Source organism: Streptomyces coeruleofuscus (assembly GCF_039532725.1).
Lineage (GTDB): Bacteria > Actinomycetota > Actinomycetes > Streptomycetales > Streptomycetaceae > Streptomyces > Streptomyces coeruleofuscus.
This window is the reverse complement of sequence record NZ_BAAASE010000008.1, coordinates 81,092-97,335: the sequence shown is the minus strand read 5'-3', so window position 1 is coordinate 97,335 and position 16,244 is coordinate 81,092. Positions and strand designations below refer to the sequence as shown.

The 16,244-nt window shown below is 73.0% G+C and carries 15 protein-coding genes; 9 read left to right on the top strand and 6 right to left on the bottom strand.

All coding sequences use genetic code 11. The annotated features are described in order from the left end of the window. Position 1 precedes the first annotated feature (1 nt). Both ABFX81_RS28995 and ABFX81_RS28990 read right to left on the bottom strand, forming a co-directional pair. Positions 2-619, bottom strand: coding sequence for a TetR family transcriptional regulator (locus ABFX81_RS28995; protein ID WP_086854774.1), 618 nt, complete (start codon positions 617-619; stop codon positions 2-4). Next, positions 616-1,323 carry a hypothetical protein gene (locus ABFX81_RS28990; RefSeq protein WP_346138886.1) on the bottom strand — a complete coding sequence of 236 codons (708 nt, stop codon included), beginning with the start codon at positions 1,321-1,323 and terminating at the stop codon, positions 616-618. The genes ABFX81_RS28995 and ABFX81_RS28990 overlap by 4 nt, the downstream gene beginning before the upstream one ends. A 179-nt stretch (positions 1,324-1,502) precedes the next feature. Here ABFX81_RS28990 and hmgA point away from each other — a divergent pair, with 179 nt between their 5' ends. Genes hmgA through ABFX81_RS28975 form a run of 3 tightly spaced genes read left to right on the top strand, consistent with a single transcriptional unit; the run spans position 1,503 to position 4,830 of the window. Further along, a complete protein-coding gene (gene hmgA / locus ABFX81_RS28985) occupies positions 1,503-2,855 on the top strand; it encodes a homogentisate 1,2-dioxygenase (protein ID WP_346138885.1) in 1,353 nt (450 codons plus the stop codon). Between the two features lie 26 nt (positions 2,856-2,881). After that, a complete protein-coding gene (locus tag ABFX81_RS28980; RefSeq protein WP_086854727.1) occupies positions 2,882-3,631 on the top strand; it encodes a UTRA domain-containing protein in 750 nt (249 codons plus the stop codon). A gap of 26 nt (positions 3,632-3,657) precedes the next feature. Beyond that, a complete protein-coding gene (locus ABFX81_RS28975; protein WP_346138884.1) occupies positions 3,658-4,830 on the top strand; it encodes a type ISP restriction/modification enzyme in 1,173 nt (390 codons plus the stop codon). Between the two features lie 10 nt (positions 4,831-4,840). Here the strand turns inward: ABFX81_RS28975 and ABFX81_RS28970 are convergent, their stop codons facing one another. Further along, the gene (locus ABFX81_RS28970) at positions 4,841-5,557 is read right to left on the bottom strand and encodes a TetR/AcrR family transcriptional regulator C-terminal domain-containing protein (RefSeq protein WP_086855614.1); all 717 of its coding nucleotides are present in this window, start codon (positions 5,555-5,557) and stop codon (positions 4,841-4,843) included. A gap of 63 nt (positions 5,558-5,620) precedes the next feature. Here ABFX81_RS28970 and ABFX81_RS28965 point away from each other — a divergent pair, with 63 nt between their 5' ends. Both ABFX81_RS28965 and ABFX81_RS28960 read left to right on the top strand, forming a co-directional pair. Further along, on the top strand, positions 5,621-6,583 hold the full coding sequence (locus ABFX81_RS28965) for an ATP-binding cassette domain-containing protein (protein WP_346138883.1): 963 nt from the start codon (positions 5,621-5,623) through the stop codon (positions 6,581-6,583). Further along, the gene (locus ABFX81_RS28960; RefSeq protein WP_086841718.1) at positions 6,580-7,362 is read left to right on the top strand and encodes an ABC transporter permease; all 783 of its coding nucleotides are present in this window, start codon (positions 6,580-6,582) and stop codon (positions 7,360-7,362) included. The genes ABFX81_RS28965 and ABFX81_RS28960 overlap by 4 nt, the downstream gene beginning before the upstream one ends. Positions 7,363-7,544: 182 nt before the next feature. On the opposite strand, the gene ABFX81_RS28955 is transcribed toward ABFX81_RS28960, so the two are convergent. The 3 genes from ABFX81_RS28955 to ABFX81_RS28945 all read right to left on the bottom strand — a co-directional run bounded on the left by ABFX81_RS28955 (position 7,545) and on the right by ABFX81_RS28945 (position 9,295). After that, positions 7,545-7,811 (bottom strand): hypothetical protein, encoded by a 267-nt coding sequence (locus ABFX81_RS28955; RefSeq protein ID WP_086841716.1) that lies wholly within the window; start codon positions 7,809-7,811, stop codon positions 7,545-7,547. Positions 7,812-7,937: 126 nt separating this feature from the next. After that, entirely contained in the window at positions 7,938-8,756 is an 819-nt protein-coding gene (locus ABFX81_RS28950; RefSeq protein WP_086841714.1) for an anti-sigma factor, read from the bottom strand. Continuing rightward, positions 8,753-9,295: a sigma-70 family RNA polymerase sigma factor gene (locus ABFX81_RS28945; RefSeq protein WP_167407442.1), complete on the bottom strand. Its 543-nt coding sequence runs from the start codon at positions 9,293-9,295 to the stop codon at positions 8,753-8,755. The genes ABFX81_RS28950 and ABFX81_RS28945 overlap by 4 nt, the downstream gene beginning before the upstream one ends. Positions 9,296-9,522: 227 nt before the next feature. Between ABFX81_RS28945 and ABFX81_RS28940 the strand changes: the two genes are divergently transcribed. From ABFX81_RS28940 to ABFX81_RS28925, 4 genes are all read left to right on the top strand, one after another. Beyond that, complete coding sequence (locus ABFX81_RS28940) at positions 9,523-11,055, top strand: DUF4331 domain-containing protein (RefSeq protein WP_086841710.1); 1,533 nt, start codon at positions 9,523-9,525, stop codon at positions 11,053-11,055. Positions 11,056-11,168: 113 nt separating this feature from the next. Then, positions 11,169-12,935 carry a tetratricopeptide repeat protein gene (locus ABFX81_RS28935; RefSeq protein ID WP_346138882.1) on the top strand — a complete coding sequence of 589 codons (1,767 nt, stop codon included), beginning with the start codon at positions 11,169-11,171 and terminating at the stop codon, positions 12,933-12,935. Beyond that, positions 12,932-14,527 carry a HoxN/HupN/NixA family nickel/cobalt transporter gene (locus ABFX81_RS28930; RefSeq protein ID WP_346138881.1) on the top strand — a complete coding sequence of 532 codons (1,596 nt, stop codon included), beginning with the start codon at positions 12,932-12,934 and terminating at the stop codon, positions 14,525-14,527. The genes ABFX81_RS28935 and ABFX81_RS28930 overlap by 4 nt, the downstream gene beginning before the upstream one ends. A gap of 79 nt (positions 14,528-14,606) precedes the next feature. Continuing rightward, a complete protein-coding gene (locus tag ABFX81_RS28925) occupies positions 14,607-16,244 on the top strand; it encodes a serine/threonine-protein kinase (protein ID WP_346138880.1) in 1,638 nt (545 codons plus the stop codon).

The window sequence follows — 16,244 nt, the reverse complement described above, 5'->3', positions numbered from 1 at the left end:
GTCAGTCGAGCACCCGGGCCAGGTAGGCCCGCAGCATCTCCCGCATCTCCTCGATGATCTTCTGGTCCCCGTCCGGCGCGACCCGGAACGCCAGGTGGACGAGGGTGTCGGCGGTCTCCACGGCGATGAGGAAGACCCGGCGCAGCTCCTCGTCGGGCTCGCGGTCGAGATAGCCGGAGAGAAGCTCGGTGAGGCGGTCGGCGACGCGGTGGTTGGGTTCGGCCTGACGGGCGCCGACCGGAATCTGGTTGCCGAAGTCGACGAGGGAGAAGCCGGGCGCGGTGCGCTTCATCTCCAGGTACTCGTCGAGCACGGCGTCCATGGCCTCGCGCCAGCCCCCGTCGCCCGCCTCCCGCAGGCGCTGGACGATCCGCTCCGAGTAGTGCTCGAGGTTGCGCTGGGCCAGCGCGTCGACCATCTGGCGCTTGTTGCCGAAGAAGCGGTAGACCGAGCCGATGGGGACACCGGCCCGCTGGGCGACGGCACGGGTGCTCAGGGCGTCGTAGCCGACCTCGTCGAGGAGGCCGGCGCAGGCGTCGAGGATCCTGGTCAGGCGTTCGGCGCTGCGCCGCTGCACGGGCGCACGGCGGAGCGATGTCGCGTGGGGCACGGGCTTCATGATGCCCTTCCGGCGCGGCCCGGTGAACCTCGCCCCCGTATCCAGGACCGGGAGTCCGTGATCGGGGACCGGGTGTTCATGGCCGGGGACCGCGTGTCCGCCGCGTTCGTCCGCGCCTGCCGCCGCGTCTCCGCCCCATGCGTCCGCGCCTGCCGCCGCGGATCCGCGCTCGGCGTGGGGTCGGACTCGGCCTCGGTGCCGGGCCCGGGGCCGGGTTTCGACGCGGTGATGTCGGCCGTGCTCTCCACGGGTGCGCCGTCCACCGCCCACACCGTGCCGTCGTCGGCATAGAGGCGGACCGTGACCTGGTGCGTGCCGCGCGGTACGAGGCGGTCGGCGAGACGGCACTCGGGGGCGCGGAGCCGGGCGACCGGGCGGCCGTCCAGATAGAGCCGCGCGAGGCCCTGCCCTGGCACCGCCCGGGCTGTCGCACCGGGGGGTGAGAAGCGGAAGTTGCGCACGGTCAGACGTACGTCCCAGCCGCCGGCCGCACCCGGCTGCACCTCGACGCCGACGTCGGGGGCGTCCCGCCGCGCCACCTCGCGGTAGGGACGCCCCTCGGCGTCCCGGTCCTCCAGGAGGCTGCCCACCGGTGTGGGTGACGCCCCGCTCTCCTGCGCATCGCCCGAGCCGCAGCCCGCGGATCCGGTCAGGAGAAGGACGCAGACCGCGAGCACGGCCAGAGATCCCCGTGTCCACGACATGCCGGGGAGCGTAGAACAGGCGTCCGGTCCGGCGGATCGTCCTGGAGTCGGGTCTTCGCATCCGTCGAGAGGAGGTCCCACAGGGCCGCGCGTCCCCCTTGCGCCGGGGAAATCGCAATCCTACGGTGTCACATAGGAATCGGGTGGCACAGGAATCGGACCGCAAGGGAGCAGCGATCATGAGCGATGGGGGTACCTCCCGCGCGAGCGGGTTCGAGCATGGGGGAGCGCGGAAGACCGCCGAAGGGCTGACCTATCTCTCCGGCTTCGGCAACGAGCACAGCTCCGAGGCCGTCCCGGGCGCACTGCCGGAGGGCCGCAACTCGCCCCAGCGGGCCCCGCTCGGGCTGTACGCGGAACAGCTGAGCGGTACGGCCTTCACCGAGCCCCGGGCCCACAACCGCCGCTCGTGGCTCTACCGGATCCGCCCGTCGGCCGCGCACCCGGCGTTCACCCGCGCGCACAACGGCTCGGTCCGCACCGCCCCCTTCACCCAGACCGTGCCCGACCCCAACCGCCTGCGCTGGAGCCCCCTCCCCGACCCTGCGCCGGAGACCGACTTCCTGGCCGGCCTGTGGACCCTGGGCGGCAACGGCGACGTCACCCAGCGCACCGGCATCGCCGTCCACCTCTACACCGCCAACGCCTCGATGGACCGGGTGTTCAGCGACGCCGACGGCGAGCTGCTGATCGTCCCGGAGCGCGGCGGGCTGCTGCTGCGCACGGAGTTCGGTCTGCTCCATGTGGAGCCGGGCCATGTGGCGCTGATTCCGCGTGGGGTCCGCTTCCGTGTGGAGCTGCTCGACGAATCCGCCCGCGGCTATGTGTGCGAGAACTACGGCGCGTCCTTCCGCCTCCCCGACCTGGGCCCGATCGGCGCGAACGGCCTCGCCAACCCCCGGGACTTCCGCGCCCCGGTGGCCGCGTACGAGGACGTCGAGGGCCCGGTGGAGGTGGTGAACAAGTTCTGCGGCAACCTGTGGACGGCCACCTACGACCACTCCCCGCTCGATGTCGTCGCCTGGCACGGCAACCATGTGCCGTACGTCTACGACCTCCGCCGTTTCAATGTGCTCGGCACCATCACGTACGACCACCCGGACCCGTCGATCTTCACGGTGCTGACGTCCCCGTCGGACACCCCGGGGCTGGCCGGGGTCGACTTCGTGGTGTTCGCCCCGCGCTGGCTGGTGGGCGAGGACACGTTCCGGCCGCCGTACTTCCACCGGAACGTGATGACCGAGTACATGGGACTCATCGAGGGTGCCTACGACGCGAAGGCCGAAGGGTTCGTGCCGGGCGGCGGCTCGCTGCACAACATGATGTCGGCGCACGGCCCTGACCGGGAGACCTTCGACCGGGCGAGCGCCGCCGAGCTGAGGCCGCAGAAGATCGACGACGGCCTGGCGTTCATGTTCGAGACGCGCTGGCCGATCACCCTCACCCCGCAGGCGGCCCGCGCCGAACACCTCCAGCAGCGCTACGACGACGTCTGGCAGGGCCTGGAGCGGCACTTCCGTCCCTTGCACTGAGCAGCCCCGACCGGTACGGATGGCCCGTGACCTCCTTCGCTCCCGACTCGATCGTCCTGAACCGCAAGCTGCCGCTCTGGTATCAGGTGTCGCAGTCGCTGCGCGCCTCGATCCTCGGCCGCTCGCCCCGGGACCCGCTGCGCCTGCCCACCGAGGAGCAGCTCGCCGGGCACTACGGGGTGAGCGTGCTGACCATGCGGCAGGCGCTGAAGGAGCTGGAGGACGAGGGGCTCATCTCGCGCCACCGCCGGCGCGGCACGTTCATCGAGCCGCACGCGCGCCGGGGTTCCCCGGTCCGTCTGCTCGGCTCGGTGGACGCGATCGTGGCCCAGCAGTCCGGCATGACGACCGCGCTGCTGGCCCACGGCTCCGCCCCGGTGCCGGCCGAACTCGCCGAGTTCTTCCCGGAGCTGCCCGAGGTGGCGACGTACCACCGGCTGCGCAGCGACGAGAAGACCGGCGAGCCGACCAATCACGCCCGCAACTACGTGCGTCCCGAACTGGCCGCGCGCATCGACCTGGACGACCTGGTCCGGTGGCCCATGACCAAGGTGCTGCGGGATGTCGTCGGGGCGGACATCAGCCGCATCACGGACACCGTGGAGGCCCGCCTGGCCGATCCGGAGACCGCGAAACTGCTCCAAGTGCCGCTGCTCAGCCCGATCCTGCACTACACGGGCGTCACGTACGACGCCGGCGGGCGGCCCTTGGACGTGGCCGTCATCCAGTACCGGGGGGACCGCTTCTCCTTCACGGTGACCCTTGAGGCGACCTGACCCGGGTGTCGGAGCCACGCCGTACGATGCCCTGCGTGACGCACGACGACGCTCCGCTGCTCGCGGACCTCATGCCGTGGTCCGTCGCACCGCCGCGGCTCGGCCGGGGGTGGCCGGCGGGCCCCGACGCGGCGTCCCTCAAAGCCCGCTGGGACGCCCTGATGAAGGCCGAGGGGCCCGACCGCGAGACCCTGTTCGAGCCGACCCGCTCCCGCACGCCGCACACGGCGGTCGGCCAGTTGCCCGGCCAGGCCGGCAGCGGCACACAGAAGCTGGCGCGCGCCTCGGGGCCGTGCCCGGAGCCGGTGCGCGTGCTGTACGCCCCCTTCGACGAGCAGTGGCTGATCCCCGACCAGCGGCTGATCGACGCGGCCCGCCCGGAACTGTGGCGGGTGGCGGACGAACGGCAGGTCTTCGTGCTGGAGGCGCCCGACGCCCCAGGAGGTGCCGGCGGAGTCCCAGGCCTGCTCGTCACCTCACTGCTCCCGCTGCTGCGCCCCGGCCGGATCCGCCCGCTGTACCGGCGGCCGGACGGGCGGGAGCCGAACCTGGCCCCCGGCCTGCTCGCCCACCTGGCCACTCGCCTGGGCGGCTCCCCCACACCGCTGGACGTGCTGGCCTGGATCACGGCGACGGCCCGCCCGGACCTGTCCGTCCCCCTCACCGGGGACTCCGACGCCTGGGCGCGGGGCCTGGAGCTGGGCCACCGGCTGCTGTGGCTGATGCGCCGCGACGGCGATCGCCCCAGGCTCCCCGGAGGCCGCCGCCCCTACGTCCGCGCCCCGCTGCCCTCCCGCCCCCTGACCCTGCGCTACGACAGGGACGAGGAGGCCCTCCTGCTGGACGAGGGCCGCATCTCGCCGGTTCCGCCGGAGGCCTGGGACTTCGAGGTGGGCGGGGTGCGCGTCCTGGAACAGTGGTTCACGGCGCGCGTCACCGAGGCCGAGCCGGGCACGCTCGCCGCGATCCGCCCCGCCACCTGGCCCCAGACCTGGACGTCGGAGCTGCTGGAACTGATCACGGTCCTGGCGCTGCTGTCCGAACTCCGTCCGCTGGACGAACCGGCGATCCCCGACCCGATCACGACGACCGAGCTGCGCGAGGCCGGCGTCCTCCCGGTACCGGCACCGGCCCGCCGCCCGGCCTCGGTGCTGGACGGCCCGGAGGAGGGGCCGGAGGGACAGCTCGCGTTGCTCTAGAGCCCGGGCCCTAACGGGGTTCCGGGTCGTAGGCGTCCAGGACGCGTTCGAGGGCTCGTCGGAACACCGCATCCAGGTCGACCGGCCCGCTCTGCTCCATGAAGGCCGCGGCCAGGCGCGGATACGCGCCGGTGGCCACCTGGCTGCCCAGGTAGGCCATCCGGACCGCGTTCTCCTCCTCGACGGACCACGGCATGGAGCGGGTGCGCTCGACGGTCGCGATGTCGTTCGCGGCGTACGTCGTCACGACCCCGTTGAGCAGGGCGATCAGCTCCGTCTTCGTGCCGGCCGGGACATCGAGCGGTTCGAGGCAGGCCAGGCAGTGCTCCAGGTAGCGCAGGGTGTTGGGACTGAACCCGAACAACCCCGACATCAGGCGCGGCACCCAGGTGTGGCGGTACATGATGGCCCGCGTCTCCTCCGCGTTGCGGAGCATGTCGGCGCGCCAGTCGCCCGTGGGCTCGAACAACTCGTGCTCGGCACCGACGGCGTCCACCATCAGCTCGTACAGGTCCTCCTTGCGGGGGACGTAGTTGTACAGCGACATCGTGCCGCAGCCCAGTTCCGCCGCGACATGCCGCATGGACACCGCGTCCAGGCCCTCCGCGTCGGCGATCCGCACCGCCGCCGCCGCGATGTCGGCGCGGGTGAACGCCGGTTTCGGCCCACGGCCGGTGCGCTCGGGGCGCGCCCAGATCACTTCGGGTACGGCCGCTCGGCCCGCCATCGGTCATCACCTCGGCCTCCATCCTAGTTACGTACACCGTACGTAGTGCGCTATGGTCATGCCATGACTTCTACGTACGCTGTACTTAGTGAGGGTCTGGAGAAGCGGTTCGGGGAGGTCCGTGCCCTGCGCGGGCTGGATCTCGCGGTGGCCGAGGGGACGGTGTGCGGGGTCCTGGGGCCGAACGGGGCGGGCAAGACCACGGCCATACGGCTGCTGACCACGCTGCTGCGGCCGGACGCGGGCTCCGCGCGGGTCGCCGGGCACGACCTCGTCCGGGAGGCCGCCGCCGTAAGGAGCCGGATCGGTGTCACCGGACAGGACACGTCGATCGACGGGGACCTCACCGGACGTCAGAACCTGCTGCTGTTCGGCCGGCTGCACCGGGTGCGCGGCCCCGCCGGACGGACCACGGAACTCCTCGACCGCTTCGGGCTGGCCGAGGCCGCCGACCGGCCCGCCTCCACCTACTCCGGCGGCATGCGGCGCCGGCTGGACCTGGCGGCGAGCCTCATCCGCCGTCCCGAGGTGCTGTTCCTGGACGAGCCGACGACCGGCCTGGACCCGGCCAGCCGCAACCTCATCTGGGACGCGGTGCGCGACCTCACCGCCGAGGGCACGACCGTGCTCCTCACCACCCAGTACCTGGAGGAGGCCGACCAACTCGCCGACGACATCGCCCTGGTGGACCGCGGCCGGATCGCGCACACCGGGTCGCCGGCGCAGCTCAAGGCGCTCGTCGGGGCACACGCCGAGGTCGTCGTGCCGGACGCGGGCGCGCTCACGAAAGCGGCGGCCGTCCTCGACCGGCTCACGGGCGCGCAGCCGTCGTTCGACCACGAGCGGAACGCCGTCGGCGCGGTCGCCAAGGACCCGACGCTCACCCTCCCGCTGCTCGTCCGCACGCTGGACTCGGCGGGCGTGCCGCTGCTCGACGTGGGCCTGCGGCCACCGACCCTCGACGACGTCTTCCTGCGCCTCACGGACACCACGACCACGACCGACGAGAAGGAGCGTGCCGCATGAGCATGCTGGCGTACGACGGGACCGCGATGCTGGGCCGCCAGCTGCTGCGGATGCGGAACAACCCCGGGCTGCTGATCCTCACCCAGACGATGCCCATCAGCATGCTGCTGTTCTTCGGCTACGTCTTCGGCAGCGCGCTGGCGATGCCGGGCGAGGCGTACCGGTCGTTCCTCGTGCCGGGTCTGCTGGTGGCGACCGCCGCGGGCGGGCTCATGACCGGCATGTTCCAGGCGGCCCAGGACACGCACCGGGGCGTGGCGAACCGCTTCCGTACGCTGCCGATGAGCCGGGCGGCCGTACCGCTGGGGCAGGCCGCCGCGGACGTGGTGGTCACGGCCCTCGGGACGGTGCCGTTCCTGTTGGTGGGACTCGCGGTGGGCTGGCGGATCGAGGGCGGTCCGCTCGCGGCGGTGGGGGCCGTCGGGCTGTTGATGCTGTTCCGCTTCGCCTGCACCTGGGCCGGGATCTACCTCGGCCTGCTCACCCGGAACGAGGAGGCGGCCGGTCAGCTGGGCGGGGCGACGTTCCTGCTGCCGCTGCTGTCCAGCGCGTACATCCCGACGAGCGGGCTGCCGGGATGGCTGCGGACGGTCGCCGAGTGGAATCCGATCAGCGCGGTGGCGACGGCTCTGCGGGACCTCTTCGGCAACGCGCCGGTGCCCGAGGGGTCGGCCTGGCCGGTGGCCCACCCCGTCGCGGGGTCGTTGCTGTGGTGCGCCGTGCTGCTCGGGGTGTTCGTGCCGCTGGCCGTGCGTCAGTACGCGCACGGGGAGCGGTGAGCGGGCGGCCGGAACACCGAAGCCGGACGACGCCCCCGGTCACTGCCGGGCGGGGATGCGGCACCGACGGGGGGCGGGCCGCGCTCGGGTACACACCTGGCGCTGCTGCGTGCCGTGGGGATGACGGACGACGAGTGCGCAGCGTTGCACCAGGGGCGGTGTGACCGCCCGAGCGCGGGTCCCTACTTGCCGCCGAACAGCGAGCGGCGCAGCCTGCGCAGCGGTGCGAAGAGCGAGACGCGGCGCACGCGCGCTCCCCTGCCACTGCGGTCCTGCGGCTGACGCGCGGTCAGTTCACGCATCAGCGAGGTCGCCTCGACCGTCTCCCGCTGCGGGACGGCAGGGCCACCCAGCACCGACAGGTGGCGGTCGAGGCGCGAACTGGTCGCGCTGCTCCCGCAGGTGATCGCAGGGACCCTCGCCCTGCTGCGCACTGTTATCTGTTCCATGTCACTCCCCACCCGTACGAGTCCACCCGGCCCGGGCAGGTTAACCCTATCGCCCCGTCCGGGCACTCGTGTATCGCGGTCACAGGATTCACCTTCCCCATAAGGGGGTTGACGATGTATCTCCGATTACTCTCCGAATCCAACAGATTTCAGGGCGAGTTGGACGATCGGCTGGCTGGTGGGCTGCGGCGATCCGCCGTCGGGCTCGACGGTTACGGCCAGTGACGTCGCGGAGGTTCCGAGACCCGTCGCGACCAGGGGCGTGTCGCCCTCGAAGAGGCCCAGGGAGCGCGGTTGCGCGCCCGGGCGCATGAGCCACAACTGGTGCACTCGGCCGCCCGGCGGGGCACCGTATCCGCCGAGGGTGACCACCGCGCTCCCCTCCGTGGCGGAAGCGATCACTCCGATGGTTCGGCCCCGCCCGTCCCGGCCGCTGCTCGCGCGGGCGTCCGGAGCCGCGAGAACGTGGGCGATCTCACGTGACCGGTCCCGCTCGGCGGTCAGCTGGTCCTGCGTCCGGTTCGCCTGCACCGCGAACAGCGAGGCGACGACGAGGGCCGCCGCGGCGGTGGCCGTGGCGAAGGGCACGAACAGCGGGATCCGGCGCCGCTCCCGCTGCCGCGGCGGCGGCCGGGTGCCCCACACGTGCGGCGGCAGCTGCGGCGCACGCGCGCGTGCCGGCTCACGTGCCGTGCCCTGCGGCGCCGGGTCCTGCGGAGTCGTCCGTACGGCTGCCATGACCCGGTCGCGCAGGGCGGCGGGGGGCGGGGCGGCCGCGGACCAGGCGAGCCGGACGGCGTCCTCGGACAGGGCGCGCACCTCGGCGGCGCAGCGGCCGCAGTCCCTCAGGTGCTTCTCGAAACGGACCCGCTCCGGGGGTTCCAGGGCGTCGAGCGCGTAGGGCGCGGCGAGCGAGTGCGGGTCCTCGCGGCGGAAGAGACTCATGCCACGCCTCCCAGGCACTCGCGCATCCGGGTCAGCCCGTCGCGCATCCGCGTCTTGACGGTGCCCAGCGGCAGGGACAGCCGCTCGGCCACCTCACGGTAGGTGTAGCCCTCGTAGTAGGCGAGTGTGACGGACTGGCGCTGGAGATCGGTGAGGCGGTCCAGGCAGACCCGCACCCACTCGCGTTCGAGTCCCGCCTCGACCTCCTCGGTGACCTGGTCGAAGGCCGGATGGTGGGCGCGCCAGGCCTCCCGCTGCTCACGCTCACCGGCGGCGCGGGCGCTGCGCACCCGGTCGACGGCACGGCGGTGGGCGAGGGTGAGGATCCAGGACATCGCGCTGCCCCGGCCCGGGTCGAACTTCGCGGCCGAACGCCACAGTTCGAGCAGCACCTCCTGCGCCACCTCCTCCGACTGGGCGGGGTCGCGCACCACTCGCCGTACGAGCCCGAACACCGGGCCGGACACCAGCCCGTACAGATCCTCGAAGGCCTTCTGGTCACCGCCCGCCACGAGCAGCAGCAGCTCGTCCGCCTCCACTCGGTCCCCCTCTCCCAGGCCGCATGGGGCCTGTCCCCTCACACGAGGCATTCGCAACGCACACACCTCCGGATGGGGTTACGGATCAGCGCGCCGAAAACGCGGGTCGCCCGGCGATGAAACAACTTTCCCGACGCGCCGTAAGAACGTTTGAGATTCCACCAATCCGCTTGGCCGACCGCTCCGAATGGCGTGTGTCAGGCAAGTTGGCACTGAGGACGGACGGCATGACACCTTTCTCCAGGACCGGTGCGGGACGCAGGAGCATCGCGACCGCGATCTGTGGTGCGCTGGCCGCCGGCGGGCTCGCAGCCGCCGGTGTGACCGCGCTGGAACCTGAGGCGGCCTCCGCCTCCAGTCACCGCGAAGCCCCCCTGATCTCGGGGACCCCGCAGTACGACAACACCGACGTGTACGCGTTCGTCAGCCCGGACAAGCCGGACACGACGACCATCGTCGCGAACTGGATCCCCTTCGAGGAACCCGCCGGCGGGCCCAACTTCTTCACCTTCGCCGAGGACGCCCAGTACGACCTGCGCATCGACAGCAACGGTGACGCGAAGGAAGACCTGCTCTTCCGGTACACGTTCAAGACGCACACGAAGAACGACAAGACCTTCCTGTACAACACGGGCCCGGTCGAGAGCCTCGACGACCCCGACCTCAACATCACGCAGACGTACGACCTCGAACTGATCAAGCTGAAGAACCTGAAGGCCGTGTCGAAGACCAAGGTCGCCGACGACGTGCCGGTGGCGCCGTCGAACGTCGGCAAGGCGTCGATGCCGGACTACAACACGCTGCGCAAGCAGGCGATCCACAAGCTCGCCGGTGGCGCCCAGACGTTCGCCGGTCAGGCCGACGACCCGTTCTTCCTGGACCTGCGCGTCTTCGACCTGCTGTACGGCGGGAACCTCTCCGAGGTCGGCAACGACACGCTCAAGGGCTACAACGTCAACAGCATCGCCCTCCAGGTCCCCAACAGCTTCATCACCCAGTCGCACGACCAGCCGGTCGTCGGCATCTGGTCGACGACGCAGCGCAAGAACGCCCAGGGCTACTTCGCGCAGGTCTCGCGCCTCGGCAACCCGCTGGTCAACGAGGTCGTCAACCCGCTGAAGGACAAGGACAAGTTCAACGCGTCCGCGCCGCGGGACGACGCCCAGTTCCTGGAGAACGTCACCAACCCGGAGCTGCCCAAGCTCATCGAGGCGATCTACAAGATCCCGGCGCCCGCCGAGCCGCGCAACGACCTGGTCGACGTGTTCCTCAAGGGCGTCAAGGACCTCAACCAGCCGCCGCACGTGACGCCGTCGGAGCAGCTTCGTCTGAACACGTCCATCAAGCCGGCCGCCAAGCCCAAGCGGCTGGGTGTCCTGGACGGCGACACCGCGGGCTTCCCGAACGGCCGTCGCCTGACGGACGACGTGATCGACGCCTCGCTCCAGGTCGTCGAGGGCGAACTGCTGGGCGCGAAGAACGACCTGGGTGACGCGGTCGACAAGAACGACAAGAAGTTCGAGAAGGCCTTCCCGTACGTCGCGCTGCCGACGGAGGGTTCGCGCGGCCCGCTCGCCAAGGGCGTGGACGGCGGCAACGACGTCCGCAGCCAGCTGGGCGACGCGCTCCAGCCGGCAGGCACCCAGGGCTCGGACGACATGCGCCTGATCGCCGCGTCCGCCGGGGCCGGGGCGGGCGGCATCGTCCTGATCGGCGCGGCCCTCATGTGGTGGCGCCGCATGCGGAACCGGGCGTACTGACCCGCTCCGTTCCCACCGACCGGCGCGGCCCGTCCCCCGTCCCCCACGGCACGGGCCGCGCCTCTCCCCACCACACCCGCACCCGCACCCGCACAGCCGACTGAGGAGAGGTCATGCCTCCGCGTACGACCGACAGCGCACCGGAGAGGCGCGACGACGACCACCCGCGCCCCGACCAGGGCGGGGGCGCGGCTACCGAAGCGGGCGACGGGCTGCGCCCGGACTCAGCCGGCGGCACAGAAGGCGGGACAGGGGGCGGGCACGACACCGACCCGGTTCCCGGAGCTGTGAGCACCGGAAGTGCGGACTCTCCCGGCACGGAGGCTCGCGCCGCGAACGGCACCGGCCCCGGCACCGGCACCGGCACCGGCACCGAAAGCACGCCCGGCACCCACGACCACGACCGTCCCCGCGCCGGGAACGGATCCGCCGCCGAAGGCGGTCCTGACGGGCACGGCGGCTCCGGCCCTCGCCCCGAGGACGACACCGGCGTCGACGAGCGCGTGGTCGCCGTGCGGCGGGCCGCTGATGGCGGGCGGCGCTGGCGGGCCGCTCATCTGGCCGGGTGCGCCGCGCTGCTGGCCGTCGCGCTGACGGGTGGGGCCGTCGCCTTCGGGAGTGTGGGAGGCGGTCGCGCGGGGGCCGGGGTCGAGGCCGTGTCCGCCGGTGGGGCGCCGGCGCCCGGCGTGCTGGCCCGCGGTGATCTCGACTCGGGGATCGGGTCCCTCCAGAAGCATCTTCGCGCCCAGCCCAGGGACTTCGGCAGCTGGGCCACCCTCGGGCTCGCCTACGTCGAACAGGCCCGGACGAACGGCGACCCCTCGCGCTATCCACAGGCCGAGCGGGCGCTGAAGCGGTCCCTGGAGCTGGACCCGGGCAACGACCAGGCTCTCGCCGGCCGTGCCGCCCTCGCCGCCGCCCGGCACGACTTCACCGGCGCGCTGAAGGACGCCGACCGGGCCCTGGAGCAGAACCCCTACAACGAACGCGCCCTGTGCACCCGTATCGACGCCCTCGTCGAACTCGGCCGCTACGAGGACGCCGAGAAGGCCGCCCGCACCGCCGACAGCAGGCGGCCCGGCGTGCCCGTCTTCACGCGGTACGCGTACGTGAAGGAGCTGCGCGGCGACGTCCGTACGGCGCGTGACGTGCTGGAGCGCGCCCTGGAAGCCGCCGGCTCGCCCGCCGACACCGCGTACGTGGCCACCGCCCTCGGACAACTCGCCTGGAACCAGGGCGAGTACGAGACGGCCCTCGGCCACTACGCCCGTGCCCTCGCCGCCGACGAGGACTACCTCCCCGCCCTGGAGGGCCGCGCCCGTGCCCAGGCCGCGAACGGCGAACGGGAGGCCGCCGTCGAGGGACTGGAACAGGTCGTCGCCCGCTTCCCGCTGCCCGGCCCGCTCGTCGCCCTCGGGGAGCTGTACGAGGACCGCGGCACCGACGGCGACCGGGCGAGGGCGGGCGACCAGTACGCCCTCGTCGACGCCTGGACGTCCCTCGCCCGCGCGGGCGGTGTCAACGCCGACCTCGACTCGGCGATGGCCGCCGCCGACCACGGCGACAAGAAGGCGGCCCTGCGCGCCGCCCGCGCCGAGTGGAACCGCCGGCACAGCGTGCACACCGCCGACGCCCTCGCCTGGGCCCTGCACGTCAACGGCCGCGACGAGGAAGCCCTGCCGTACGCCCGCCGCGCCACCGCCACCGGCTACCGCAACGCCGGCTTCCTCTACCACCGGGGCGTCATCGAACGTGCCACCGGGAACGAACGCGAGGCCCGCGACCACCTGAGGGCCGCGCTCGACCTGAACCCCGGCTTCTCGCCGCTCGGCGCCCGCGAGGCCCGTACCGCGCTCAAGGACCTGGAGGGGAGCCGGTGACCCCGCGCCGCCTGTTCGCGTCCGGCGCCGCCGTCCTCACGGCTGCCTGCGCGCTCACCCTGCTCCCCGCCGGCGCGGCGAGCGCCCACCCGCTGGGCAACTTCACCGTCAACCGCTACGACGGCCTGGTCGCCGCCCCCGGCGAACTCCGGGTCCACCACGTCGAGGACCTCGCCGAGATCCCGGCGACCCAGGCGGGACCGGACATCGAGCGGCTGGGCATGACCCTGTGGGCCCGCGAGCGGTGCGCCGCGGCCGCCGCGGACAGCGAGGTCACCGTAGACGGACGCGGCACCCCGCTCACCGCCGAGCGCAGCCACGCGCGCGTGCGGCCCGGGCAGGCGGGGCTCGACACACTCCGCGTGGAATGCGAACTGACCGCTCCCCTCCCGACCGGCGAGTCGGACAGGGCCGTGTCACTCGGCTTCCGGGGCGCGGGCACCTCCTCCGGCCCTGGCTGGCGGGAGATCACGGCCCGGGGCGACCGCATGACGCTCACCGAGTCGGACGTACCGGAGAAGTCGATCTCGGCCGAACTGACTCGTTACCCCGAGGAGTTGCTCTCCTCCCCGGCCGACACCGCGACCGCCGCCCTGCGCGTGCGCCCCGGCGGTGCGGCCCTGGCCGAGGAGGAGTCGGACGCCCCCGCCGCCTCCGTGCTGCCGCGCGGCGCCGACCGCTGGACGCGGGCCCTGGACGACCTGGTCGCCCGGCACGACCTCACCGCGGGCTTCGCCGCGCTGGCCCTGCTCATCGCCGTCGTCCTCGGCGCGATGCACGCGCTCGCCCCCGGCCACGGCAAGACCATCATGGCCGCGACGGCGGCGGCCCGGGGCGGCCAGGCCCGGATGAAGGACGTCCTGCCCATGGCCGCCTCGGTGACGGTCACCCACACCCTGGGCGTGGTCGCCCTGGGCCTCCTGGTCACGGCCGGTTCGGCGGCGGCTCCCTCGGTGATCGCCTGGCTCGGCGTCGCCAGCGGGATCCTGGTGACCCTGGCGGGCGCGAGCCTGGTCCGCCGCGCCCTGCGCAACCGCGCGCCCACCCACCACCACGGCCATGGCGGCCACACCCACACGCACGACGACGAGAGCCACAGCCACACGCACGACCACCATCACGGCCACGACCACCCGCACGACAAGCACCACGACCACGACCACCCGCACGACCACACCCACCCCCACTCCCACCCGCACACGATCGAGCACACCCACGGCGGGTTCACCCACTCCCACCCCGTCGCCCCCACCCTCCGCGGCACGATCCTCATGGGCTTCGCGGGCGGCCTCGTGCCCAGCCCGTCCGCCGTGGTGGTGCTCGTCGGCGCCGCCGCCCTCGGGCAGGCCTGGTTCGGTCTGCTGCTCGTCGTCGCGTACGGCGTCGGGCTCGCGCTCACCCTCACGGCCGCCGGGTACGCCGTCGTCAAGGCGGGCAGCGGCATGACCCGGCTCCTGGACCGGCGCCCCCGCTGGACGGCGGGCAAGCTGGCGACCCTGGTGCGCCGGACCGCCCCGCTCGGCTCGGCCTTCGCCGTGGTGGCACTCGGGGCCGGACTGGTGTTCAAGGGGGCGGCATCCGCGCTGGGCTGAGTTACGTTCGTGAGGAAATCCGACGTCATGGGGAAGACAGACCTCGTGGAGATTTCGCCCGGCTGCGAATGGGGGCGCCGTGTCCGAAGAACCGGGCCATGAGCGTGTGATCGCGGGCCGCTACCGGCTCCTGGCACCGCTCGGCGAGGGCGGTATGGGGACGGTGTGGCGCGCCCGCGACGAGGTGCTGCACCGCGAGGTCGCCGTCAAGGAGGTGCGTGCCCCGGCCGGGCTGGGGGGCGACGACGTACGGCGGATGTACGCCCGGCTGGAGCGGGAGGCGTGGGCGGCGGCCCGCGTCGCCAACCGGAACGTGGTCACGGTGTACGACGTGGCGACGGACGGCGGCCGGCCGTGGATCGTCATGGAGCTGGTCCGCGGGCTCTCCCTGGCGGAGATCCTGGACGCCGAGGGCCCGATGCCGCCGCAGCGTGCCGCGCACATCGGCGCCGAGGTGCTGGCCGCGCTGCGGGCCGCGCACGAGGCCGGGGTGCTGCACCGGGACGTGAAACCGGCCAACGTGCTGATCGCGAACGACGGCCGGATCGTGCTCACCGACTTCGGCATCGCCATGGTCGAGGGCAGCTCCGCGCTGACCATGACCGGGGAAGTCATCGGCTCGCCCGAGTTCCTCGCCCCGGAGCGGGCGCTCGGCCGCACGCCGGTCCCGGAGTCCGACCTGTGGTCGCTCGGTGTCCTGCTGTACGCGGCGGTCGAGGGCCACTCGCCGTTCCGTCAGGACACCCCGCTGAGCACGCTGCGCGCGATCGTCGACGAGGAGTTGCCGCCGCCGCGCCGGGCCGGTCCGCTGGCCCCGGTCATCGAGGGGTTGCTGCGCAAGGATCCCGCGCAGCGGCTGCCGGCGGGGCAGGCCGAGCAGGACCTGCGGGTCATCGGCGCGGGCGGCTCGCCGCGCGCGGACACCGTACGGGCGGTGCCGTACCCGCCGACGGTGGCGGCCCACCCGGAGCCCTCTCCCACGCCCCCGATGCCCTTCCCGGGGCAGCCGGCGCCGTCCGGTTCCGGTGCGACGACGACGGCGACCGGACGGGACCGCGACCGCCGGGCCGGCCGGGTGCTGGTCGCGGGCGTGGTCGCGCTGGCGCTCGCAGTGGGCGGGCTGACGTACGCGCTGCTGAACAACGGGGACGGCGACGGGAACGGCGACCGGGGTGCCGGGGCGAGTACGCCCGCCGAGACCAAGGATCCGCCGCGGAACACCGGGAGCGGGAAGTCCAGTCCTTCCCCGACGCCGAGCGAGAGCGAGAGCGAGGAGAGCAGTCCGCCGCCGCAGTCGGTGCGGGTCGGCCTGGACGGCACGCGCACGGACTACGCGGGCCCGTGTCCGCCGCCGAGCGCCCGGGCACCGAGGTTCACGGCGACGTTCACGGTGGGGCGGCTGCCGGCCGAGGTGAGCTACCGCTGGGTGACGGAGGACGGCTCGGTGCTGGACGGTGGCTGGAAGACGCTGTCGTTCCCGGAGGGCGACGGCCGTACGAAGCAGGACGCGGTGACCGTGACGACGGACGCGGAGACCGGGACGTTCGAGAACGAGATCGGTGTCGAGGTGCGGGAGCCGGTGCGGACGACGTCCGAGTCGGTGCCGTTCTCGATCACGTGTGAGACGGAGACCCCGACGGGCGGGGCCTCCCCTTCTCCTTCGGACACGGGTTCGGACGGGGGTTCGGACACGGAGTCGGACACGGACTCCGGCTGA